A 23,076-nucleotide genomic window follows, 5' to 3' on the forward strand; every position below is an offset into this window, starting at 1 on the left:
GCCTTGAAGTCCGTACATCCAGAGAGCGCCGCGATCGGCGTCGATGAACTGCCGGGCGAGGGGCATCGCATCCGGCTGTCCGGCGCCTGGCGCAACAACAGCCTTGGACCTCTCCTGCAGAACGATGGCCGGTTGATGCCGACCAATGGCGGCAAGTCGGTCGAAGTCGACCTGAATGCCGTTTCCGAAATGGACATGGCCGGCGCCTGGCTCATCCGCCGCTTCATCGCGGTGCGCCAGAAGGAGGGCGCCGAGGTCAAGCTGACGGGGGGTACGTCGGCGATGCGGGAGCTGCTGCGGGTCCTGCCGGAAGACGTCAAGCATCCGCCGCCGCCACCGGCAAAGGGACCCCTGTTCCAGCGGCTGTTCGCGCCTGCGGGCAAGGTTATGGTCGATCTCTGGTCGGACGTCGTGGCGATGATGTTCGTTCTCGGTTCCGCCGTGCACGGTGCGCAGACCAAGCTCGGGCGCGGCAGCGGCATTTCGCCGGCCTCGGTGGTCACGCAGATGGACCATATGGGTGTGCGGGCCGTGCCGATCGTCGCGCTCATGTCCTTCCTGATCGGCGCGATCATCGCCCAGCAGGGAGCCTTTCAGCTGCGCTATTTCGGCGCGGAGATTTTCGTCGTCGACCTGGTCGGCATTTTGCAGTTGCGCGAGATCGGTGTGCTGTTGACCGCGATCATGGTTGCGGGTCGGTCTGGCAGCGCGATCACGGCCGAGATCGGCTCGATGAAGATGCGCGAGGAGATCGACGCGCTCAAGGTCATTGGGCTCAATCCGATCGGCGTGCTCGTCTTTCCGCGGCTCGTGGCCCTGACGATCGTCCTGCCCTTGCTCACCATCCTGGCGAATTTTTCCGCCCTCTACGGTGCCGCCCTGGTGGCGTGGAGCTATTCGGGCATCACCTTCGACGTCTTCACCACCCGCCTGCATTCCGCAGTCGACTATTCGACCGTCGCATCGGGCATGATCAAGGCCCCGTTCATGGCGCTGATCGTCGGCATTGTCTCGGCGGTCGAGGGCATGAAGGTCGGAGGCAGCGCCGAATCGCTCGGGCGGCATGTGACGGCTGCGGTGGTGAAATCGATCTTCGTGGTCATCCTCGTCGATGCCCTGTTCGCCATGTTCTATTCGGCGATCGACTTTTGAGGGGCGGGATGGACGACAAGACTCCGGTGGCGAACGAGGGCGAACGCGAGAAGGTTCTGTCGGTCAAGGGGCTGACGGTCGGCTTCGGCAGCAAGATCGTGCTCGACAACCTCGATCTCGATATCTATCGCGGTGAGATCCTCGGTTTCGTCGGTGCCTCCGGCGCCGGCAAGTCGGTGCTGATGCGCACGGTCCTGCGGCTGCTGCCGCGACGGTCGGGAACGATCGAAATTCTGGGTTCCGATTATAATACGGTGGACGAACGCACGCGGATGGAACTCGATACGCGGCTGGGCGTCTTGTTCCAGCACGGCGCGCTGTTCTCGGCGTTGACCGTCAAGGAGAACATCCAGCTGCCGATGCGTGAATATCTCGACCTGCCGAAGTGGCTGATGGATGAGCTTGCCTATCTCAAGCTGGATCTGGTCGGCCTCGACCCGGATGCGGCGGACAAGTATCCGTCGGAACTGTCCGGCGGGATGATCAAACGCGCGGCGCTTGCGCGCGCGCTGGCGCTCGACCCGGATCTGGTTTTCCTCGACGAGCCGACCTCCGGGCTCGATCCGATCGGTGCTGCGGAATTCGACGAGCTGATCGCAAGGCTGCGCGACACGCTGGGCCTGACCGTCTATATGGTCACCCATGACCTGGACAGCCTGTTTTCGGTCTGCGACCGCATCGCCGTTCTCGGGCAAAAGCGAGTCTTGGTCGAAGGCACCTTAGACGATATGCTCGCCAGCGAAGATCCGTGGGTGAAATCCTATTTCAGGGGCAAGCGGGCCCGATCCATTCCTCGCCGGGGCGACCCGGTGGCATCCGGTAGAGTGACTGACTGATGGAAACCAAAGCCAATTATGCGATCGTCGGATTTTTCACGATGCTCGTCATCGCGGCCGCCTTCGGCTTCGTCTACTGGATGGCCGAATATGGCCGCGGCGGGACCCTCGCGCCCCTGGCAATCCGCATCCCGGGTTCGGCCAACGGCTTGAGCATCGGCTCGCCGGTGCGCTTCAACGGCATCGCCGTCGGTTCCGTGCGCAGCCTCTATATCGACAAGGAGGATCCGCAGTTCTCGGTGGCCTTCACCGAGGTCCGCGAGGACGCGCCGGTCACCGCCTCGACCAAGGCCGTGCTCGAGATCCAGGGCCTGACCGGGGCTGCCTATATCGAACTTTCCGGTGGCAATGCGGGTGACGCCAACATTCTCGAGAAGGCCATTGCCACCGGTGAGCCGGCGGTGTTGCTGGCCGACCAGTCGAGCGTCACCAATCTTCTGGCGACCGCCGACAAGATCCTGAAGCGCGCCGACGACGCGATCGGGCAATTGCAGGGCTTCATCACCGATGCCCGCGATCCGCTGACCAACACTGTCAAGAACGCCGAGACCTTCTCCAAGTCACTGGCCGACAATGCCGATGGCATCGACAAATTCCTCGAAAGCGTCAGTGCTTTGTCGAATTCGGTATCCGGCCTGTCCGGGCGGCTCGATTCCACGCTCGGCGCGGCCGAGAGCCTGTTCAAGGCGCTCAATTCGGACAAGATCGACCAGATTCTCACCAATACCGAGGCGTTCACCGGCAACTTTGCCGACGCCTCGGACACGATCGGGCCGGCCATCGAGACCTTCCGCGAGACCGCGGCGACCTTCCAGAAGTTCGGCGAAAATGCCGACAAGACGCTGTCGCGGGTCGACGAGGTCGTCGCTGCGGTCGATGCACAGAAGATCACCAAGGTCATGGACGATGTCTCGGTCGCCTCTGCCGATGCGCGCGAGGCGATCAGCGGCTTCAAGGATCTGAGCCAGAGCATCACCGACCGCACCCAGGACATCGACCAGGCGATCACCGATTTCACCCAGCTTGCGAACAAGCTGAACAATGCCTCGGACCAGATCGACGGCATTCTGACCAAGGTCGACGCATTCCTCGGTTCCGGTGAGGCGGATTCGCTGAGTGCTGAAGCGCGCAAGACGCTGGTGTCGATCCGCGGCGCTGCCGACAACCTGAATTCCAAAATCGGACCGATCGCCGACAATCTGGCGCGATTCTCCAATACCGGGCTGAGAGACATCCAGTCGCTGGTGACCGATACGCGCCAGACGGTGCGCGGTCTCAACGACGCGATCACCAATTTTGACAATGATCCGCAGCGCCTGCTGTTTGGCGGGGAAAACGTCAAGCAGTATGACGGGCGGACGAGACGATGACGAACATGACGGGAAGGGGCAGGGGTCACATGGGCGGAACCGCTATCATGGCGCGTTGCACGACGGCAATGAAAGCGGCGATCCTCGTGCCGCTGCTGGTCGCAGGGCTTTCGTCCTGCGGGTCTAAGGCTTCAAACGATACGTTCGACATCACGGCCGCACCGGATGTGAAGACCAGCACGCCGGCCCGTAGCCGCCAGTTGCTGGTGGCTGATCCGTCGGCGCTGAAGGCCTTGGACAGCGAACAGGTCCTGGTCCGCGTCTCGCCCTCGGAGATCCGCTATCTGTCGAATTCGCAGTGGAGCGACAAGCTGACCCGAATGGTGCAGGCGAAACTCGTCGAGACCTTCGAGAATACCGGCAAGCTCGACGGCGTCGGCAAGCCGGGGCAGGGACTGGCGATCGACTACCAGTTGATCACCGATGTTCGGGCCTTCGAGATCGATACGGTGGGTGGTGACCGGGGTGTCGTGGAGATCTCCGTGAAGCTGCTCAACGACCGGAACGGTTCGGTCAAGGCGCAGAAGGTGTTCAGCGCCAGCCAGCCGGCGTCGGGAACGTCGAACGAGGCCTATATCCGGGCCATGGACCAGGCCTTTGCCCGGGTGAGCGCCGAGATCGTCACCTGGACGCTCAGTCTGCTCTGAACGCATCCGTCTGATCGGCAAGCTTCGCCGACGACCGATCGCGGCGGCCAGCCAGGAGAAGAACAAACGAAAGCCCCGACGCCTGGGCAGGCGCCGGGGCTTTCGTTTTTCGTGATGCAGAGGAGGCCGGCGGTCACCCGCCAGCCTCTCCTGTTCAGCTGAACCGGCCTGCGGCGTGGGCCAGCATGGTGTAGACCTTGCCGGTATCCGAGGTGAGGTAAGATTGGGTGACCGTCTTGTCGCGGTCGGTGCGGGCGACGTCGCCGAGCAGCTTTTCGAAATCGGCGATGTAGCGATCGACGGCGACGCGGAATTCCGGCTCGCGGTCGTACTTGCGCTTGATCTCGTCGAAGGTTTGCTGGCCCTTGAGCGTGTAGAGGCGGCGGGTGAAGACGTCGCGCTCGCCGCGCTGGTAGCGCCGCCACAGATCGACCGATGCGTCATGGTCGATGGCGCGGGCGATGTCGACCGACAGCGAGTTCAGCGATTCCACCATGTGCCGCGGATTGCGGGTATCGGCCTGGCGTGATGCGGCCGGCGCCTCGGCCGGACGCGGCGTGGGCGCGCGCGGTGCGGGAGCCGCCACCGTCTCTGTATGTTCGTCGCGCGATGCGCCGCGCAAAAGGTCGCTGATCCAGCCGGATTCACCGCGCGTGGCGGGCGCCGGGGCGGCTGCGGGATTGATGCTGCCACGCAGGCCGAGTGGCTCCATCGCACGTGCCGGGGCAGGCGCCGGAGCTGGGGCCGGGGCAGGCGCCGGAGGGGCGACGGGTGCGGCGACAGGCTGCTGGGCAACCGGGGCCGGAGCAGGGGCCTTTCTCGGAGCCTCGACCGGCCTTGCCTCGGCCAGCTTGCGGGCGACCGGCTCGGAGATTTCCAGTGACTGGGTCGAGCGGCCGACGAGCTGCGAAATGTCCTGCAGCGCCTTGATCTGCTCGGACACGGCACGCCGCATGGCGGCGGCGCTTTCCTTTGCCTCTTCCGGAAGATCGAAGGCGCCGCGCTTCAATTCGCTGCGGGTCATGTCCAGTTCCTTGCGGATATCCTGGGCCGAGCGGCGGATCTCGTCGGTGGCGCCGGCAAAGCGGGTGACGGCCTCTTCGACCGCCTCGCGCATGGCCTCCCGCAGGTGGCTTGCGGCACCGTCCGACTTGCGGCCGGCCTCGCCGAGCAGCTTGTCGACGTCGGACAGCGAGGCGGTCAGGCCGCCGCGCAGGCGATCGGCGAGATCGCTGGACCGCTTTTCGGCTTCCGACAGGGTCTTTTCGATCGAACGGGTGGCGTCCTCGCCAGCTGACATCAGCGCGCCGCGCATGTTGCCGGCCGTTGAAAGCGCCTGCTTCTCCGTGTCGGACAGGATCTTGCCGATATCGGCAAAGGAGGTCTGGATGCTCTGGCGCAGATTTCCTGCAACCTGGCCCGAGCGCTGCTCGGCCCGCTCGAAGGCGCCGTCGACCATGGCGCCGAGGTTCTGCATCGTTGTTTCGATCTCTTCCGAACGCTTGACCAGGCCGACGGCCAGGTCGCGGAGCGCCTGCTGGCGCTCCTCGAGCGTGCCAACCAGATTGGACTGGGCGGCGGACAGGAGTTCGGAAGCCTGGCTCAGCATCTTGGAATGGTCGCCGAAGCGCCCGACGATCGAGGTGACCTGCGACAGGGTTTCGCCGGAGACCGCGGACAGACGCTCGAGCTTGCCGTCGAGCAGACGGCCGGAGGTCTGCAGCAGGTCGGCGGCCTTGGACGTGGTGTCGACGAAGCGCTCGGTGGTCTGGTTGAGCTGTCCGTCGGCTGCCGCGATATTGGTGGCGACCTGCTCGATCATCGCGGCGAGGCCCGAATTGCTTTCGCTGAGCCGTTCGATGAGGCGGCCGGCACTGTCGGTCAGGCTGAGTTCCGCTGCACCGATAGTCTCCGCCGCCTTGTCGGCACGCGTGCTGATCGCCGCGACGATGGCGTCGTTCTCGGCCCGCAGGCGTTCAGCGCTCAGCGATGCGGCTTCCGTGATCCGCTCGGCGGCGGCGCGACCGGTCTCGGCATAGTCGGCAATCAGCGGAGCCGCCTTCTCGTCGATCAGGCGCGACAGTTCGGAGGAGCGGGAGGCGAGCATGGAATTGAGCTCGCGGGTCCGCTCGTCGAGCACCGTCCGGATGGTGTTGCCGCGTGCTTCGAGCGCCTTTTCGACCGCGTCCATGGTCGAGGCGATTTCCTCGGTATTGCCGGACAGCTGCTGACGAATGGCGGCAGCGCGGGCTTCGAGCGTGGTTCCGGCATCCGACAGCGTGCCGGACAGGGCGGAGATGTGGCTGCCGACGAGGGCTTCGGCCTCGGCCACCTTGTTGGCGATGACGTCGCCGGCCTCGGCGAAGGTCTGCGCCACGGCGGCGGCCTGGCCGGCAAGCCGGGTCTGGGTCTCGGAAATCCGGTTGGCGAGATCCTCGGATTTTTCTTCGACCGTGCGGCTCAGTTCGGCACTGCGTTCGCCGATCCGCTCGGCAAACTGCGCACCGGTCTGGTTCAGCAATTCGACGGAGCGCTGGGCTTCGCCGTCCAGCTCGCGCGCGGCGTCGGCTACCGCGCCACGCAGGGCGGCGGCAAGACCCGCTGCCTTGCCTTCGATCGTGCGGTTGACGTTGTCGAGACCGATGGTGAGGGCGCGGTCCATGGTCGAGAGGCGTTCGTCGATCTGGGCGGTGCGACCGTCGAATGTCTCCGCGACCTTCGCGGTACCATCGTCGAGCACGCGGGTAACCCGCTCGACCGCCTCGCTGCCGACGCGCTCCAGATCGGAGACCTTCTCCGACAAGCGGCTGGCGAACTTCTCGCCAGCATCGCCGACGCGGATGTCGACGCCGTCAAGGCCGCTCTTGATACGGTCCTCGAGGGTCTCGAGGCTGAGTTCGATACGGCTGCTGGTATCGTCGAGGCGCGTCGACATGCCGCCGACCGACTGCTCGATCCGGCCGGAGAAATCCTCCGCGGTCCGGGTAATCTCCTTGGCTGCCTCGCCAAGCTGGCCGGCGAGTGCGCCCGCCGTGCCGCGCAGACGCTCGTCGAGCATCTTGCCGCTTTCGTCGATGGTCCGGCGAAGCGCTTCTTCGCGCTCCTCCAGCGTCATTTCCAGCATGCCGGTGGAGGCGGCGATCGATGCGCCGATCGCGGCACCCTGTTCGGCGAGCGTGCCGTCCAGCTGTTCCTGGGCCGCGCGCAGCGTGACGTCGATCGCGTTGCCGCGTTCTTCCAGCGTGGCGCGGATCCGCTCATGGGTGTCGGAGAGCTTGCCGTCGATGCTGGCAAGACCGGAAACCATCGTGTCGCCAATGCCGGAAAGGCCAGACGCCATCGTGTCGCTGATGCGGCCGGTGCCTTCGCCAAATGTCTTTTCGAGTTGCTCGCCGGCCTGTTCCAGCGTGGAGGCGAGATAGCTGGCGTGGCCTGCCAGCGACAGGTCGAGCCGATCCTGGTTCTCGTTATAGGCGCTGCGGATCGCTTCGGCCTTGTCGGCAAAGGCGGCTTCGATCCGCTTGTCGGCGTCGGCGACGGTGTCGATGATTGCCGTGGTGCGACGGTCGAGAGCGTCGGCGAGGCTGCGTTCGGTTCCACTGACCGCTTCAACGAGGGTTGATGCGCGGTTCTCGAGCGTCTCATCGATACGGCGCTGGCCCTCGGCGAGTGCCGAGGCAATCGCCTGGCTGCGGCCGTCGAGAACGTCTGCCAGCCGGTCCTCCGTGCCCGAGACGGCTTCGATGATCGAGCTGGTCCGGCTTTCGAGGGTTTCGTCGATGCGGCGCTGACCATCGGCGAGCGTCGAGGCGATCGCCTGATTGCGTCCGTCCAAAACCTCGGCAAGGCGATTTTCCGTACCCGATACCGCTGCGATGATGGAAGTGGCGCGGCCCTCCAGCGTTTCATCGAGACGCTTCTGGCCGTCGGCCAGGGTGTCGGCGATCGCGTGGCTCTTGGTGTCGAGGGTCTCGGCGAAACGCTCCTGATTGCCCGACAAGGCGTTGACGATGGTCTCGGCGCGGGTCGCAAGCGTTTCTTCAAAACGCGACTGGTTGTCGGCGAGCGCCGAATAGAGGGCGCCACCGCGCTCTTCCATAACGGCGTCGATGCGCTTCTTCGCGTCTTCAAGGCTTTCGCTGAGCGATAGCGCGCGGGCCGACATCGCGTCGGCGATTTCCTGGGCGCGGGTCGAAAGTGCGTCGTCGATCAGTTCCTGGCCGGTGCCGACCGCCGTGGCAAGGGCAAACGACTGGTCGGTCAGCGTCGAGCCGAGGCGCTCGATGCTGGAGTTGAGAATGCCGTCGATCGCCTCCGAGCCGCCCGTGACGGTCTCGTTGATGCGGGCAAGGCTTTCCATGAGTTTGCTGTCGAGCGAACCGGCGCGCTGGTCGAATGCGCTGGCGAATTCGGCGACGCGCTCGTCGAAGGCCGCATTGACCTGGCCGATCGTTGCCTGCAGGCGATCCTCGAACAAGCCCGAGCGCAGGTCGAGGTCGACGATCGCGTCGTCGGCGCTCGATTGCAGGCTCTGGCGGAAGGCGGCACCCCGGTCGTCGAGCGTGGCGTTGAGCTTGGCCAGCACCAGGTCCAGCGAGCTGGTGATTCCCTGCTCGCCGGTGGTCAGGCTGTCTGCCAGTTCGCGGGTGCGCTCGGCGAGCGTTTCGTTCAGCTGGCGGGCCCGTTCGCCGAGCGCCGCATTGAGCTTTTCGGTATTGGCGTCGAGCGTCGAGGCGCGGGTTTCGAACTCGCCGAGCAGTTCACGGCCGCGCTCCTGCAGGGTGCCGGTCAGCTGCTGCAGGCGGGTGTCGAACTCGCTGGCGAGCGAAATGCCCGAGGCGCTCAACGTCTGGACGAGGTTTTCGGTCTTGCTCGACAGGAGGCTGCCGATCGACGTCGCGGCGGCGTCCGATTTTTCCATCAGGGCGGCGGCGCGGGTGTCGATCAGCGAGGCAAAGGCCTCGCCAGAGGTGGCAAGGCGGACCGCGATTTCCTCGGTTGCCAGCGACAGCTCTTCCTTGAGCTGTTCATGGGCGCCGACGATCGAGCTGCGAATGCGTTCCGCGTGGTTGACGATGGCGTCACGCTCGGAACCGAGTTCATGGACGAGGCCGCGGACGCGCAATTCATTATCGGTATAGCTGCGTTCGAGCGCGGTGACCTCTGAATGCACGAGCGTCTCGAGCTCGGTGGCGCGCGCGATGGTGCGCTCGATGCCCTCGTTCATCGCCGAGACTTCACGGCGCACGGCCTGGCCGACGGTCATGATGCGTTCAGACGCGATGGTCTCGGGTTCGGCGAGGCGCAGGGCGACCTCGGCCATGGACCGAGCCGCATTGCGCAGGTCGTGGGCGCGAGCCATCATGATGGCGAAGGCGAAGAACAGCATGACGGGGATGATCGTGCCGACGAAGATCGCCACGACGCCCGGCATGGCGACGATATCGGCGACGCTCTGGGCCTGCCAGATGGCGGTACCATAGAGAATCTGGCTGAGGCCGATGGCACCCAGCACCCAGAGGACGGAGATGATCGTCGCGTTGCGCATGGCGCTGCGCATCGATGCGCCTTCCAAGGTCTTCATGATGGCGGCCGGGCTGCGGCGCGAGGCGTCGTTGGCCGGTTCGAAGGCGGGCGCCCTGGGCGCCATTTCGGGCGCGAGCTCGGCGCCGCGCGCCGCACGGCGTTCGGACGGCTTCTTGGGCACTGCGGGACGCGGGTTGGTGGACTCGGACACTTTGGCCTCCGGTGCGTCTGACGTCTGCCTGCTTCGGCCGGCGGACGTCTCCTCTTCGTCGAAATCGATCCTCAGAGCCGCTTCAAGCGCCTGAAAGGCACTGTCGTCAATCGACTCGACCGTCTTGTTGTTCGCCATAGGGTTACGCCTCGTTACCAAGCCTATTGGGCCGTCCTGCCGGATGCCCCGCTCTTCGGAGTCCGGGCGCCTGGAAAGACCGCTTTTCACGGGGATCCCATCCTGCCGCCACGCCAGATGAAATCACCATCGGAATACACAGCCGGAATTGCCCCGTTCTAGAGAGCATGACGATATTTTCCTATCATCATCCGGCCTTAGGGCAAAGAGACCCACCCTTTGCCCATATCAGTCGTATCGTAGTGACACATTCAGAATGTCGAGACAATTAAGGGGGGACGGCATTCCTAACGCGATGGAGCCATTGTTAACAGCATTTAAACTAAATTAGCGCGTGAAAAACCATACGCTTCCGTCGTTTAGGCGGCGTTAACCATATCGTAATGTTTTGTCCTCACATGAGCGCCGGTTTAACCGGATCTGGACGCTGCCTCGCCAAGGATGAGCGTAGCAACAAAACCCATAAGAAGGAAATCGACCCATGGCCGCGCTCAGCATCGCTTTCGAAGCCCCCGAAAACATCGGCGGGCTTTGCCCCTCGAAGGACCGCCCGATCGACCTGGTCCAACTTGCGACCACGACGCTGGGCGACAAGGCGGTCGAGATCGAAATCCTGCAAATGTTCGCCCGTCAGGCGCGCGGTTGCCTCCAGGCACTTGCCAGTGAAACCGAGAATGCAGCACGGGTCACGATCGCCAAGCGCCTGAAGGGTGCGGCAGGCGCCGTCGGCGCCCATGCCGTGCTGCGCGCCGCCGAGGCCGTCGAGTGCGATGGCGCGGATGCCGGCCGGCTTGCGGCAGTCGCCGCCAGCGTGATCGAGGCCGAGAACTTCATTCTCAAGCTTTGCCGCTGAAGGCGGCTTCCTGCGCCGGTGGCTCGCTTCGAGCGACGCGGCTAATGACGGGAAATTCAGCCGCCTGAATGTTGACTGGCCCATCGTTTTAGGGGATGACTTCGCCGTTTTTTGCAATCGGCGAAGTCTGGACATCTCATCATGGCACAACTCACCATCATCGCTTTCGACGGCACGCGTTATGAACTCGCTGCGGACGAAGGATCCACGGTCATGGAGAATGCCGTGCGCAATTCCGTTCCCGGCATCGATGCCGAATGCGGCGGCGCCTGCGCCTGCGCGACCTGTCATGTCTATGTCGACGAGGCCTGGACCGAGAAGGTCGGAGCGCCTTCGCCGATGGAAGAGGACATGCTCGACTTTGCCGTCGATGTGCAGCCCAATTCCCGTCTCTCCTGTCAGATCAAGGTCACGGCGGCCCTCGACGGCCTGGTCGTGCGCGTTCCCGAACGCCAGGGCTGATCGATCGAAAAAAAAGCCTCGCTCTTCGACAAGCGAGGAGCGAGGCAGGAGGGCGCATCGCCATAATCAGGCGAGGGAGGAACACCTGTGGCACCTGGATGCGCCAGGGAGAACTCGGAACCGGACATGTGACCGACTGAATTCGAGGACATTTATATTTCAGTATTCGTTCAAGTACCACGCCGAGAAATAGTCAGTTATTCACAGGCTCGCCTGCAAGTTTCGCGCAAGCCCTGTGGCATTTTTGCCCGGTTGCTCGCCTGAGCCACCTCAATTTTTGGGGGTATTTTGCCCGGCTCGGTATTCGAGGATGCGCATCATGCGATTCTCGAAGTTGACGGCCTCGACGCGGTCGAAATCCATCTGCGCGGTGTCATGGGCGGCGATCACCCCGTCGGTGGCTTCCGCGACCTTCGCCTGCATGGCATCGCAATTGCGCTGCGGGCGGAGCTTCTTCAGCGTCCTTTCCAGCTTCCGCGCATATTGCCGCGCGATCTCCGCGTGGCGTTCCTCGTGGCGCTTGATGTCGCTGGAAAGGGCGTCCCATATGAGCGCGAGATCGCCCTTGGCCCTCTTGCGGTTCTTCCACTGCGGCAGGATGATGCGCGTATCAAGCGTCACGTCGACATTGCCGATCCGGCAACGCCCCGCGGATTGCACATAGTCCAGTTCGCCGCCGAATTTGATCTGGGTCGCGCCGGGGTGACGCGATCCGCTGGCGCGGGTCGTGGGTCCGCGGCGCTCGAGTTCGCGGTCGAGATCCTCGGCCGTGGTGCCGCCGATCTGGAAATAGGAGACCGATTTGCGGACGATCGTCTCGGCCTGGGTCATTCCCCCCAGAGCGAGCCACAGGCCCGTGGCGGCAGTGAGGACGCCAAATCGGCGTGCAGTCTTCATTCTCGATGGTCCGCCAAGTTGAATTCGGCGCGACCTTGGGGCATAGGCTCTCCAAGTGCAATATCAGCCCAGGCAAAATTTGCACCGGAAAGGGACAAGTCGGGTGAACAGCGGAACGAGCGGATACTGGCGCGCGGCCCACGGTTGCGGCATCGCCCTGGAGGGGCGGGGCCGGCTCATGGCGATCGTCAACGTCACGCCGGATTCCTTTTCCGACGGTGGCCGGCATTTCAGCGTCGACAGGGCGGTCGGCCATGCTCTCTCATGTGTTGCGGAAGGGGCCGATATCCTCGATATCGGCGGTGAATCGACGAGGCCCGGTGCGACACCCGTCAGTGCCGCTGAGGAGCAGGATCGGGTATTGCCGGTGATCGAGAGGCTCGCGCGTGAAACCGATGCACTGATCTCGATCGACACCTATCGGGCCCGGACCGCACAGCTTGCGATCGCAGCCGGTGCGCATATCATCAACGACGTGCACGGCCTCCAGCGCGAGCCGGAAATCGCCGCGCTTGCCTCGGAGACCGGCGCGGGGCTGTGCATCATGCACACCGGGCGCGGCCGCGACCGGCTCGCCGATGTCGTTGCAGACCAGTTCGACTATCTGAACCGCTCTCTGTCGATCGCCGCTGCGGCCAATGTGGCGCGCGAGACGATCGTGCTCGACCCGGGCTTTGGTTTTGCCAAGGAGACGGTCGAGGAGAACATGGCGCTGATGGCGCGCTGCGACGAACTGCTGGCGCTTGGTTATCCGCTTCTGGTGGGGACCTCGCGCAAGCGATTTCTCGGCACGCTCACGGGCCGGGATGCAGGCGAACGCGATGCGGCGACCGCGGCGACGACCGTGCTCTTGCGCATGAAGGGTGCTTCGGTTTTCCGGGTTCATAATGTCGCGATCAACCGGGATGCCCTGGCGATCGCCGATGCTATGATCGCCGCCGAACCCAAGACCGGTGAGGAACAGGTACAATGACGGACGTCTACACCATTACCCTGAAGAACTGCGCCTTCTTTGCCCGTCACGGGGTCTATGCCGAGGAAGAGTTTCTCGGCCAGCGCTTCTTCGTCGATGCCGAGCTGGAGGTTGCCGCCGGGAACGCGCTGGAAAACGACGACATAGGCGGCACGGTCGACTACGGCATCGCCTTCAAGGTGATCGAGGAAACCGTCATGAGCAGCCGGCGCTTCCTGATCGAGGCGCTCGCCCTGGCGATTGCCAAGGAGCTCTGCCAGCGCTTCGGCCAGATCCGGCGGGCGAAGATCGCGGTGCGCAAACCCAGCGCACCAGTGCCGGGTATCCTCGATTATGTACAGGTGAGCGTTGAGCATTTCAATTGAGGAGGGCTGGCGTCCGGCGACGCTTGGTCTCGGCGGCAATATCGGCGATCCGGTGGCTGCCATGGCCCTGGCGTTGCGCCGGCTCGACGCGCGCGACGACTGCCGGGTCACGGCAGTTTCGCGGCTCTACCGTACGCCGCCCTGGGGCAAGACCGACCAGGCTGACTTCTACAATGCCTGCGCCGCGATCGAGACACGGCTTTCGCCGGCCGGGCTGCTCGAGGTCTGCCTGGACATCGAGCGCGACATGAAGAGGGTGAGATCCGAGCGTTGGGGGCCGCGCACGCTCGACATTGACATCCTGACCTTTGACGGTTTGCAGATCGACGAACAGGCTTTGACGGTTCCGCATCCGCGCATGACCGAGCGCGCCTTCGTGCTGATGCCGCTCGCCGATCTTGACGGTGGTCTGAAAGTGAAGGGCAGGGCGGTCGCCGATTGGCTGACCGGGCTTGCTGCCGACGGAATTGTCGTGGCAAACGAAAACCGCGCCTGGTGGCGCGGCTGATTGCATGCGGGCTATGATCGCGGCGAGGCGGACAGGCTCAGCCGGTCTCAGTTCTTGATGTCGCCGGCATAGGCGTCGGCCTGCCGGTTCAACTTCAGACCGATGACCGGGATCATCCGATCCTCGACCTTGACGGAAATGGTGATGTTCATCGCCATGTCGTTTTGCAGACGGGCGACCATGGCGCCGTTCAGCTTCTTGCGGTTGATGCCCATGACGACGCGATCGCCGGTCACGGCACCCGAGACGATATCCAGCCCCTTGCCTTCGGCGCCATCGAGGAACTGGCCCTGATACTTGCCGCCGACCTCGGAAATCGTCGCCTTCATCGGTTGGGAAAAGACGCCGACCCGGCACGTGCCGTCCAGTGTGATGCCGGTCAGGTCGCCGTCCGGCGGCAGGCCGGTCAGGCTGCAGGTGAATTTGGTGCCCTTGTACTTGCCGGCAACGATCTCGCCCGGGCCCTTCCAGACGCCTGCGACGGACTGGAAGAAGCGCTTGTCGCGCGATGCGGCATCGGCCACGGGTGCCAAGGCAAGCATGGCGGCGGCGGTGACGACGACAACGCGGCTGAATGACGAGATGGAACGATGCGACATCGACTTGAACCTTGGTACGAGCAACCCATGAACCCGCAGGCAAACTAACGTGAGAATGGTTAATGCATCCTTGCCCTAGCCGCAAAAGGGCTTCCGGGCAACGGCAAAAACTGGACGAGAACGCGGTTTGTCTCAGCCGGCGGCCTTGGGCGGATTGCCTGTTAGGCCGGGCGTCAGGTCGGAAATGAAATCACCGATGCCCGGGCGCTTCACCGCACGGAACGGCAAGGGCCGGCAAAGGTCCATGGCGGCGATGCCGATTCGTGCCGTCATCAACCCGTTGATCACGCCTTCGCCGAGGCGTGCGGAAAGCCGCGAAGCGAGCCCATGGCCGAGAATCTGCTGGGCGAGGCCATCGCCCACGGCGATCGAGCCCGTGACGGCGAGATGGGCGATCACGTCGCGCATCAGCCGAAGCATGCCGACCGTGCCCGGCCGGCCGCCATAGAGTTCGGCCATGCCGCGCACCAGGCGGAAGACCTCGAAGAGCACATAGGCCAGATCGACGATGGCCCGCGGGCTGACCGCGGTCACCACCGACACCCGCTTCGAGGCGCCAAGGATCAGCCCGCGCGCTCGGATATCGAGCGGCGCCAGCAGCTCGCGTTCGGCCAGTTCGATCAGCTGCGGTGCGTCGATGATGTCTTCTTCTGTCGCTTCCAGGGTCGCCCGGCCGCTTGCGGTTTCCGGGCGTGAGGAAACCAGTCTCGCCAATTGCCGCACCACGGCGCGGGCGGCGGGCTTGCGCCCTTCGGCGGCCGCCTTTTCTGCGTCGGCCTTGAGGTTCTGCACCGCTTCCAGTCGGTAGAGCCCGACGACCTCGCGGGCCAGCAGCAGGAAGAGGGCGAGGAGGCCGACGGCGAGGACGGCCATCGCGGCATAGCCGAGCCAGTCCGAGCGGGAAAAGAGGTCGCGGATCAGTCCGTCCAGCCAGAGGCCGATCGCAAGCGAGAGGAGCAGGCCGAAGGCGCCGGCGGCGATCTTGCCGAGAGACAGGCCCCTGCGGCGCGGCCGGGCGATTGCCATCGGCTCGATTGCGTCCAGTTCGGCGCCGAGGAAGGGATCGGCTTCGTCGGGGGTGATTTCAATGCCCTCGTCGAAGCTCTGCGGCGCGCGCGGTGCCGCGGTCTCGGGGCGCATCGGCTCGTCCGGCTCGATGGCGAAGGAGACTGGACGCCGGCGCGGGGCCTCAGGCGAAAGCGGTGGCCTTTTCATGCGAGGCGATCTCCGAACAGGAACTGCATGGCACGGTCGAGCCGGATATGCGGCACGGACAGCGTGATCCCGCCGCCGGTCTCTTCGATCAGCGGCGGGCGGAAGCGGACGATGTCGAGGTCGGGCAGGTCGAGATGCGGCGCCCCTTCGTCGAGCGAGCGGAAGAAGGGCTGGGGATCTTCCGGCAGGTCGCCGGGAAAGACGGCCGTCTTGCGCTTGCCGTCGAAGCGTTCGGAGCCGACCTTCTCGCCCTCCATCGGCGTGCCGACGATGACCGGCAGGTCATGGCCGTCGCGCTTGACGGTTGCCTCGCGGGTGGCGCGCACCGAGGCGATCGCCATGACGTCGATGCCGGCGCCGGACATGCCGATCGTCTGGATGGCACGATCGACGAGACGGCGGGTGATCGCCTGCAGCCTGTCGTGGCTTTCGTGGTGCAGGTGGTCGGCCTTGGTGGCGGCGACCAGCACCCGGTCGATCCGGCGGCGGACGAGCGAGGAAAGCATGGAGTTGGTGCCGGCGCGGAAGCAGGCGAGCACGTCGGCGAGCGCCCGCTCCAGATCCTGCACCGCTTCGGGGCCGCGATTGATGGCCTGCAAGGCATCGACCAACACGATCTGCCGGTCGAGCCGGGCGAAGTGTTCGCGAAAGAACGGCTTTACCACGACGGACTTGTAGGCCTCGTAGCGGCGCTCCATCATGGCGCGCAGCGATCCCTTCGGCGGGCGGGTTTCAGGCATGCCGACCAGCGGCGCAAAGGTCAGTGCCGGCGAGCCCTCGAGATCGCCGGGCATGAGGAAACGGCCGGGCGGAAGCGTGGACAGCGAGCGTTCGTCGGCCTTGCAGGCGCGCAGGTAGGCGGTAAACGTGGTCGCCAATTGCCGCGCCACCATCTCGTCAGCCGGGCCGTCCATGTCGACAGCGGCGCAAAGGTCGAGCCAGTCGCGCGCCAGTTCGGCGCGGATGCCGGTACGAGCAAGGTCTGCCGTCGCCTCACTGAACCGGCGGAAATCCTGGCCGAGCAGCGGCAGGTCGAGCAGCCATTCGCCGGGATAGTCGACGATGTCGATCGACAGGCGTCCGGGCGAGAACATCCGGTTCCAGCCGCTGGCGCTCCTGTATTCTATCGTCAGGCGAAGCTCGGAAATGGCGCGCGTCGAATCAGGCCAGACCCGGTCGCGCACCAGGGCGCGGATATGATCCTCGTACTGGAAGCGCGGCACGGCATCGTCCGGCTGCTCCTCGAGGCGTGTCGCGGTCACACGGCCAGAGCGGATCGGCTCGAACAGAGGCAGGCGTCCGCCATGCAGCAGATTGTGGACAAGGGAGGAAATGAAGACCGTCTTTCCCGCCCGCGACAGGCCGGTGACGCCGAGGCGCAGCGTCGGATTGACGAGATTGGCGGCGCGGTCGGCCAGATTGTCGAGCGCGATCGCGGCTTCGTCGGTCAGGCTGGTCAAGGATGGCGGCAATTTTCTCGTCCCTGCGTGATGTGCGTCCCGTCATATAGGAAGGATGCGGGCGCGGAAACAGGGTCGGAAGGGCGCCGGATCGTCGCGGCCTGAAGTCTGCGCTGCGTGAGGATCAACCGACCAGGAAATCCCGCAAGAGCCAGTCTTCGCCGTCGCCGTTGCGGTCGAGAACGGCAAGCCCCGACGTCGGATAGCCCTCCGGTATGGTCCGGTTGACGACGTCCATCCCGACCAGCGTCGCGAACAGCTCCTCGATCGCCGGATTATGGCCGACCAGCATGACCGAGGAAAAGGCATCGAGTTGACCTAGCGCGTCGACATAGCTTTCCGCCGGCGCATTGTAGAGTTCGTCGGCGAAGCGGAATTCGGTATTGCCGTCGATCGCGCGCTGCACGGCCTCTGCCGTTTGCCGGCACCGCATCGCCGAAGACGAGAGCACGAGATCGGGTCGATAACCGCGCGAGGCGGCCTCGTCGGCGACCTGGGCCGCCTCTTCCAGGCCTGCTTGATCGAGGGTGCGGTCGAAGTCGCGTCCACCCGGCATGGCCCAGCCGGACTTCGCGTGCCTCAGGAGGTAGATGCGTTCAGGGGGCGAGGCAAGGAGGGGCATCCGAGGAAATTCCGCGACTGGGCTTCTTATCCTGAACTAGCTTTTGTCGGGGAGGTCCGTCAACTGCTGTTCAAACCGATTAGACCACAGTCGGGTATGCCGCGTGACGCCTGTCAGGGCGCCGCACTGCCGAAATTTAAAATAGTGGTTAGAAAATATGCCCTTAGCCTAAAAATGTGACAGATTTAAAAATGGCTTAATACGCAGCCATTAGGCTTGAACCCCGGTTATCGAAAGGATATACAGCCGGCCATTGAGATGTTCTTCAGGAGAATCGCGTTGAGTGAGAAGATCAATCTTAGCAATTATGTTCTCTCGGAAGACGACGAGTTCATGAACGCCAGCCAGAGGGCCTACTTCCGCGCCAAGCTTATCGCCTGGAAGAACGACATCCTCCGGGAAGCGCGTGAAACCCTCGAGCACCTTGCCGAAGAGAGTGCCAATCATCCCGATCTTGCTGACCGGGCTTCCTCTGAAACCGACCGTGCCATCGAGCTGCGCGCCCGCGACCGGCAGCGCAAGCTGATCTCCAAGATCGACGCCGCCCTGCAGCGGATCGATGACGGAACCTATGGCTATTGCGAGGAGACGGGAGAGCCGATCGGCCTGAAGCGGCTGGATGCGCGGCCGATCGCCACATTGTCGATCGAGGCGCAGGAGCGTCACGAGCGGCGCGAGAAGGTTTATCGCGACGAATAGCGTGACGCCGCGAGCCAACGCTGGCTCTGTTCACATGGCTTGGATAAAAAATGAAATGCCGGCTCGCGCCGGCATTTTCGCGTTCAGGAGCGCCTCAGTGGCGGTCGGCGGACATCTCGCCGAAGATGCGCGCGATCTCGTCCTGCAGGTCCGGCTCCTGCTTGCCGGGGACGCCCGGGCGGCTCGCGTCATTAACCACAGGCCCGGCAATCGGCGGCACGAATGGGCGGTCGGCGCGCGTTTCGGGCAGGATCGGCTGGAAAGGCGGCGATGCCGTCGGCTGAGCGTCGTTTGCCGCAAGATGCAGGGCCATCTCCTCTTCCAGAACGCGTTCGAACTCGCTCTGTTCACCGGACCGGACGGGCATTTCGGGCATGGTGGATGGCCGATCCGGGCGGGGGTCGCTGCCGCGGGAGGGCGCGGATACCGGCGAAAGCACCCGCTGGCGAGCCGCCTCCAGAATATCGGAGGCGTCCTCCTGCGGGATGATGTTCGGGTCTGCAGTCGGTTTTGACGGGCGTTCCATCGGCTGGCCGACGGCCGCGGGCACTGTCGCTGCGGCCGCCGCCGGTGCGGCGAAGCGAGCCGAAAGCTCGAGCGGGCGCGGCTCAGGCGTCCCCATCGGGGCCGCAACCGGGCCGGCCTGGATCGCGGGCGCGGCAGGCTGCACGGGCGCGGCCGTTTGGGCAGCGGGTTTTGCCAAAGCGACGGGCGACGGCTGGGGCAGGGCCCCGGAAAGGGGGCGCGCGACCGGGATCTCCGCCTTGGGGTCTTCGGACGGAACGCTCTCGGTGGCGTCGAGCCCCGGGCGGGCCGGTTCGGGCCTGACCATCGGGGCCGGAGCCACTTCCGCTACCGGAGCCTCGGGTTTGCGCATTTCGACGTTTGACGGCGATGGGCGTTGTGGTTGTGTAGGCTGCGCGACCGGTGCAGCGGATGGCGCAGCCTTTGGCACGATCACGGAGGGCAGAGGTGCTGTTTCCGCAGCCGGTGCACTAGCAGGGGGCGTCATGGGGCGAGCGGCGATTGGAGCGTCCGGCCTTGCCGCCTGAGTGCGTTCGTCCTTCGCTGCGGTCGCAGCCTCGGGCGCCGCCGCTGGCGCAACGGGTGTGTGCAACCGGTCGAGCGCGCGCGGCGCCGTAGCCGGTCCCGGTTGCGATGCCGGCGCGACGTCGGTGGCCACCTGCAAGGGCGCGTCGGTCACCGGCCTGGCCGAGAGATAGGCGCGCTCGTCGCCTATGCCGCTTTCGATGACGATGTCGGTCGGGCCGCCGATCATCACCAGATGTTCGACATTGTCGCGGCGGACCAGCACCAGACGCCGGCGCGCATCGACGGCGGCGGCATCCAGCACCTGCAGGCGCGGCTGGCGGTTGCGACCGCCGCGGACGAAGGGGGAAGGCGCGCGGTTGCGCAACAGCCAAAGCACGATGAACAGGCACAGGAGCGCAAGGCTGACGCCGAGTGCCGCGACCAGAAAACGGTTCCCGTAGGCGGTCACCAGTTCGTCAAACATGTCGCGTTCTCCCTTTTTTCGCTTTCTCGCAGAAGATAGGCGATTTCGCAATCCGGCAAGGGCGCAGCACACGGCCCGGAGCGGGTTTCGCTCAAAAGGCTAAGGATCGCCGGGAAATGAGGCATTCCTGTGGGGATTGCTGTGTATGGTACCCCGCAATATGCCGGCCCGGAGCTTTTTGCCGCTGCCGCAAATTGCTAAAGAGGTTCTACACGCCCCGATTCCCTTAAGCATCGCAGGCGGCGACGCGCAATCCGGGCTCGAGTACGAGGCACATATGACAAGAGAGCCGAAGGGCGCAGACGACGAAGGTCCGCTGGTGGATCGCGCAACGCGTTCGGGCACGGCTCTGCGCGTCATCCTGCTTGCCTTCGTACTGCTGGCCGCCGCAGTCGGCTTCGTCGTGTTCCGCGGCCAGCTCGACAACGAGATCGTGCTCGGCCTCCTCGGCATCCTAGCCATGATGGGGATATTCTTCATCGTGGCGGCGGTGATCGGCTTCGTCGAGGTCATGCCGCAGTCCCATTCGGATACCTTGGCGCGCAGCTTCCTCGCCAGCCAGCCCGACGGCATCCTGATCACCGACGCCGATGGTCGCGTCATTTATGCCAATGGCGCCTATGGCCGCATGACGGGCGCCAAGAAGGCAACCGAGGTGCAATCGCTCGAGGCGCTGCTGTCGCGCTATCGCGAATCGAGCGAAGCGCTCTATCGCCTGACCAACGGCTTGCGGGAAGGGCGCGAGGGTTATGAGGAGTTCCGCCTGCTCAAGCCGCTCGGTACCCATACCGGAAGCGGCTCGGGTGCGCATTGGTATCGGCTGAAGGCGCGGATGCTGGCGGGCGAGCGCCGGCTCGGCAAGAAGCTGCATATCTGGCAGATCAGCGACATCACCTCGGAGCGCGACGACCAGGAGCGCTTCTTCAAGGAATTGCAGCACGCCATCGACTATCTCGACCATGCCCCGGCCGGCTTCTTCTCCGCCGGTCGCAAGGGCGAGATCTACTATCTAAACGCGACACTGGCGGAATGGCTGGGGGTCGACCTCACCCAGTTCAGCCCGGGCTCGATGACGATTGCCGACCTGGTGGCCGGCGAGGGCATGGCGCTGATCAATTCGGTGCAGGCCGAGCCCGGCCAGTCGAAGACGGAGACGCTGGATCTCGACCTGAGGCGTGTCAACGGACAGAGCTTGCCGGTCAGGCTGGTCCATCGGGTCCGCTCGGCGCGTGACGGCGCGCCCGGCGAGAGCCGCTCGATCGTGCTGGCCCGGCAGGACGGCGGCAGCGACCAGTCGGCGTCGATCGCTTCGATGCGCTTCACCCGCTTCTTCAACAACACGCCGATGGCCATTGCCTCGGTCGATGGCGAGGGACGGATCCTGCGCACCAATGCGCCGTTCCTCAAGTTGTTCTCCGATATCGTCAGCCGCGACGACGTCGATCGCGGCGGCAAGCTGGAGGTCGTCTTCCACGAGAGCGAGCGTGAGCGCTTTCGCGAGGCGCTCGCCGCGGCCAAGGATCGCCAGGTAGACATTGCCCCGATCGACAGTCGCCATCCGGAGAGCGATGCCCGCCATTTCCGCTTCTACGTCAATGCGGTCATCGACCAGAGCGACGAGGCGCCGGAAGAGGCGGCGATCGTCTATGCCGTCGACGTGACCGACCAGAAGGCGCTCGAGACGCAGATGGCGCAGACGCAGAAGATGAATGCGGTCGGCACGTTGGCCGGCGGCATAGCGCACGACTTCAACAATGTGCTGACGGCGATCCTGCTGTCCTCCGACCACCTCTTGCTGCAGGCGCGGCCATCGGATTCGAGCTTTGCCGATCTGATGGAGATCAAGCGCAATGCCAACCGTGCCGCAGTCCTGGTGCGTCAGTTGCTGGCCTTCTCCCGCAAGCAGACCATGCGGCCGAGCGTGCTCAACCTGACGGATGTGATCGGCGACCTGCGCATGCTGGTCGACCGGCTGATCTCGGGCAGCAATGTCAAGCTGAAGGTCGAGTATGGGCGCGATCTATGGGCGGTGAAGACCGACCTTTCGCAATTCGAGCAGGTGTTGATCAACCTGTGTGTCAACGCCCGCGACGCCATGCCGGACGGCGGTACGATCACTGTGACGACCCGCAATATTTCTTCCGCCGAGGCGGCGGCCTTCAACTATCGCGGCCTTCCGGAGGAGGAGTTCGTCCTGGTGGAGGTGGCCGATACCGGGACCGGCATCGCGCCGGAGATCATGGACAAGATCTTCGAGCCCTTCTTCACCACCAAGGATGTGGGCAAGGGGACCGGCCTCGGCCTTGCCATGGTCTACGGCATCGTCAAGCAGTCCGGCGGCTATATCTATCCGGTGTCGGAAGTGGGTCACGGGACGAAATTCAGCATCTTCCTGCCGCGGCACATTCCGGAGATTGTTCCGGTGTCGGCAACCGCCGGTGTGGCTGGAGCCGGCGAACAGGCCGTCGGCGCTTCCCAGCCGCCGGCCGGCCCGGACGCCAAGGAACCGGCCGACCTGACCGGCAAGTCCGCCGTGGTGCTGCTGGTCGAGGACGAGGAGGCCGTTCGGCGCGGCGGCAAGCGCATGCTGGAGACCCGCGGCTATACGGTGCACGAAGCCGGCTCCGGCGTCGAGGCGCTTGACATCATGCAGGAACTGCAGGGAGCGGTGGATATCGTCGTCTCCGACGTCGTCATGCCCGAAATGGACGGCCCGACGCTGCTCACCGAGCTGCGCAAGAATTATCCTGATCTCAAGTTCATCTTCGTCTCCGGCTATGCCGAGGACGCCTTTGCCCGCAACCTGCCGGCGGACGCGAAGTTCGGCTTCCTGCCCAAGCCGTTCTCGCTCAAGCAGCTTGCCGTCGCCGTCCGCGAAATGCTCGATGGGGCAAATTGACTTTGAGCAAGATCATGCGCCTACTGTCATGACGGCCGTCACTTCGGCGGCCGGCGCGCCGCGGCCGCGAACCGGGTAAGGATCGGCTCGGGCGCGAGTGAGTTGCAGGCAGGCGTGCGGCATGTGGT

At 64.7% G+C, this 23,076-nt stretch carries 18 protein-coding genes; 11 read left to right on the forward strand and 7 right to left on the reverse strand.

The window, feature by feature from the left end; translation table 11 throughout:
• Window positions 1–3: 3 nt before the first annotated feature.
• From DYZ14_RS10090 to DYZ14_RS10105, 4 genes are read left to right on the forward strand one after another with little or no spacing between them, the layout of a single operon-like run.
• Window positions 4–1,152, forward strand: coding sequence for an ABC transporter permease (locus tag DYZ14_RS10090; RefSeq protein ID WP_232365496.1), 1,149 nt, complete (start codon window positions 4–6; stop codon window positions 1,150–1,152).
• A gap of 8 nt (window positions 1,153–1,160) precedes the next feature.
• Complete coding sequence (locus tag DYZ14_RS10095) at window positions 1,161–1,988, forward strand: ABC transporter ATP-binding protein (RefSeq protein WP_154720557.1); 828 nt, start codon at window positions 1,161–1,163, stop codon at window positions 1,986–1,988.
• Window positions 1,988–3,358: an MCE family protein gene (locus tag DYZ14_RS10100; RefSeq protein WP_154720558.1), complete on the forward strand. Its 1,371-nt coding sequence runs from the start codon at window positions 1,988–1,990 to the stop codon at window positions 3,356–3,358. The genes DYZ14_RS10095 and DYZ14_RS10100 overlap by 1 nt, the downstream gene beginning before the upstream one ends.
• Before the next feature lie 29 nt (window positions 3,359–3,387).
• Window positions 3,388–4,005, forward strand: coding sequence for an ABC-type transport auxiliary lipoprotein family protein (locus DYZ14_RS10105; protein ID WP_115669284.1), 618 nt, complete (start codon window positions 3,388–3,390; stop codon window positions 4,003–4,005).
• 154 nt (window positions 4,006–4,159) lie between these two features.
• On the opposite strand, the gene DYZ14_RS10110 is transcribed toward DYZ14_RS10105, so the two are convergent.
• Window positions 4,160–9,880, reverse strand: a complete 5,721-nt coding sequence (locus DYZ14_RS10110; RefSeq protein WP_154720559.1) for an apolipoprotein A-IV repeat region-like domain-containing protein — start codon at window positions 9,878–9,880, stop codon at window positions 4,160–4,162.
• 481 nt (window positions 9,881–10,361) lie between these two features.
• Here DYZ14_RS10110 and DYZ14_RS10115 point away from each other — a divergent pair, with 481 nt between their 5' ends.
• Window positions 10,362–10,733: an Hpt domain-containing protein gene (locus DYZ14_RS10115; RefSeq protein ID WP_115669286.1), complete on the forward strand. Its 372-nt coding sequence runs from the start codon at window positions 10,362–10,364 to the stop codon at window positions 10,731–10,733.
• A 141-nt stretch (window positions 10,734–10,874) separates the two neighbouring features.
• Window positions 10,875–11,195, forward strand: coding sequence for a 2Fe-2S iron-sulfur cluster-binding protein (locus tag DYZ14_RS10120; RefSeq protein WP_154720560.1), 321 nt, complete (start codon window positions 10,875–10,877; stop codon window positions 11,193–11,195).
• Window positions 11,196–11,465: 270 nt separating this feature from the next.
• Here the strand turns inward: DYZ14_RS10120 and DYZ14_RS10125 are convergent, their stop codons facing one another.
• A complete protein-coding gene (locus DYZ14_RS10125) occupies window positions 11,466–12,092 on the reverse strand; it encodes a DUF922 domain-containing Zn-dependent protease (protein WP_154720561.1) in 627 nt (208 codons plus the stop codon).
• Between the two features lie 103 nt (window positions 12,093–12,195).
• On the opposite strand from DYZ14_RS10125, the gene folP reads away from it, so the two are divergent.
• Genes folP through folK form a run of 3 tightly spaced genes read left to right on the forward strand, consistent with a single transcriptional unit; the run spans window position 12,196 to window position 13,938 of the window.
• Window positions 12,196–13,065 carry a dihydropteroate synthase gene (folP, locus tag DYZ14_RS10130; RefSeq protein WP_445292373.1) on the forward strand — a complete coding sequence of 290 codons (870 nt, stop codon included), beginning with the start codon at window positions 12,196–12,198 and terminating at the stop codon, window positions 13,063–13,065.
• Window positions 13,062–13,430 (forward strand): dihydroneopterin aldolase, encoded by a 369-nt coding sequence (folB, locus tag DYZ14_RS10135; RefSeq protein WP_154720562.1) that lies wholly within the window; start codon window positions 13,062–13,064, stop codon window positions 13,428–13,430. Before folP ends, folB begins: the two co-directional genes overlap by 4 nt.
• On the forward strand, window positions 13,414–13,938 hold the full coding sequence (gene folK, locus DYZ14_RS10140) for a 2-amino-4-hydroxy-6-hydroxymethyldihydropteridine diphosphokinase (protein ID WP_269749444.1): 525 nt from the start codon (window positions 13,414–13,416) through the stop codon (window positions 13,936–13,938). Before folB ends, folK begins: the two co-directional genes overlap by 17 nt.
• Before the next feature lie 47 nt (window positions 13,939–13,985).
• Here folK and DYZ14_RS10145 read toward each other — a convergent pair whose 3' ends face one another.
• From DYZ14_RS10145 to DYZ14_RS10160, 4 genes are all read right to left on the reverse strand, one after another.
• A complete protein-coding gene (locus DYZ14_RS10145; RefSeq protein ID WP_154720563.1) occupies window positions 13,986–14,537 on the reverse strand; it encodes a hypothetical protein in 552 nt (183 codons plus the stop codon).
• Between the two features lie 132 nt (window positions 14,538–14,669).
• Window positions 14,670–15,752 carry a YcjF family protein gene (locus DYZ14_RS10150; RefSeq protein ID WP_154720564.1) on the reverse strand — a complete coding sequence of 361 codons (1,083 nt, stop codon included), beginning with the start codon at window positions 15,750–15,752 and terminating at the stop codon, window positions 14,670–14,672.
• Window positions 15,749–17,224, reverse strand: a complete 1,476-nt coding sequence (locus DYZ14_RS10155) for a YcjX family GTP-binding protein (RefSeq protein WP_154720565.1) — start codon at window positions 17,222–17,224, stop codon at window positions 15,749–15,751. Before DYZ14_RS10155 ends, DYZ14_RS10150 begins: the two co-directional genes overlap by 4 nt.
• Window positions 17,225–17,336: 112 nt before the next feature.
• Window positions 17,337–17,834 carry a SixA phosphatase family protein gene (locus DYZ14_RS10160; protein WP_154720566.1) on the reverse strand — a complete coding sequence of 166 codons (498 nt, stop codon included), beginning with the start codon at window positions 17,832–17,834 and terminating at the stop codon, window positions 17,337–17,339.
• 279 nt (window positions 17,835–18,113) lie between these two features.
• Here DYZ14_RS10160 and dksA point away from each other — a divergent pair, with 279 nt between their 5' ends.
• Entirely contained in the window at window positions 18,114–18,533 is a 420-nt protein-coding gene (gene dksA, locus DYZ14_RS10165; protein WP_115669517.1) for an RNA polymerase-binding protein DksA, read from the forward strand.
• Between the two features lie 94 nt (window positions 18,534–18,627).
• Here the strand turns inward: dksA and DYZ14_RS10170 are convergent, their stop codons facing one another.
• Window positions 18,628–20,049 carry a flagellar biosynthetic protein FliO gene (locus tag DYZ14_RS10170; protein ID WP_154720567.1) on the reverse strand — a complete coding sequence of 474 codons (1,422 nt, stop codon included), beginning with the start codon at window positions 20,047–20,049 and terminating at the stop codon, window positions 18,628–18,630.
• 277 nt (window positions 20,050–20,326) lie between these two features.
• Here DYZ14_RS10170 and cckA point away from each other — a divergent pair, with 277 nt between their 5' ends.
• Entirely contained in the window at window positions 20,327–22,948 is a 2,622-nt protein-coding gene (cckA, locus tag DYZ14_RS10175) for a cell cycle histidine kinase CckA (RefSeq protein WP_154720568.1), read from the forward strand.
• Window positions 22,949–23,076: the final 128 nt, after the last annotated feature.

Source organism: Ciceribacter sp. T2.26MG-112.2, assembly GCF_900492205.1.
Taxonomy (GTDB): domain Bacteria; phylum Pseudomonadota; class Alphaproteobacteria; order Rhizobiales; family Rhizobiaceae; genus Allorhizobium; species Allorhizobium naphthalenivorans_A.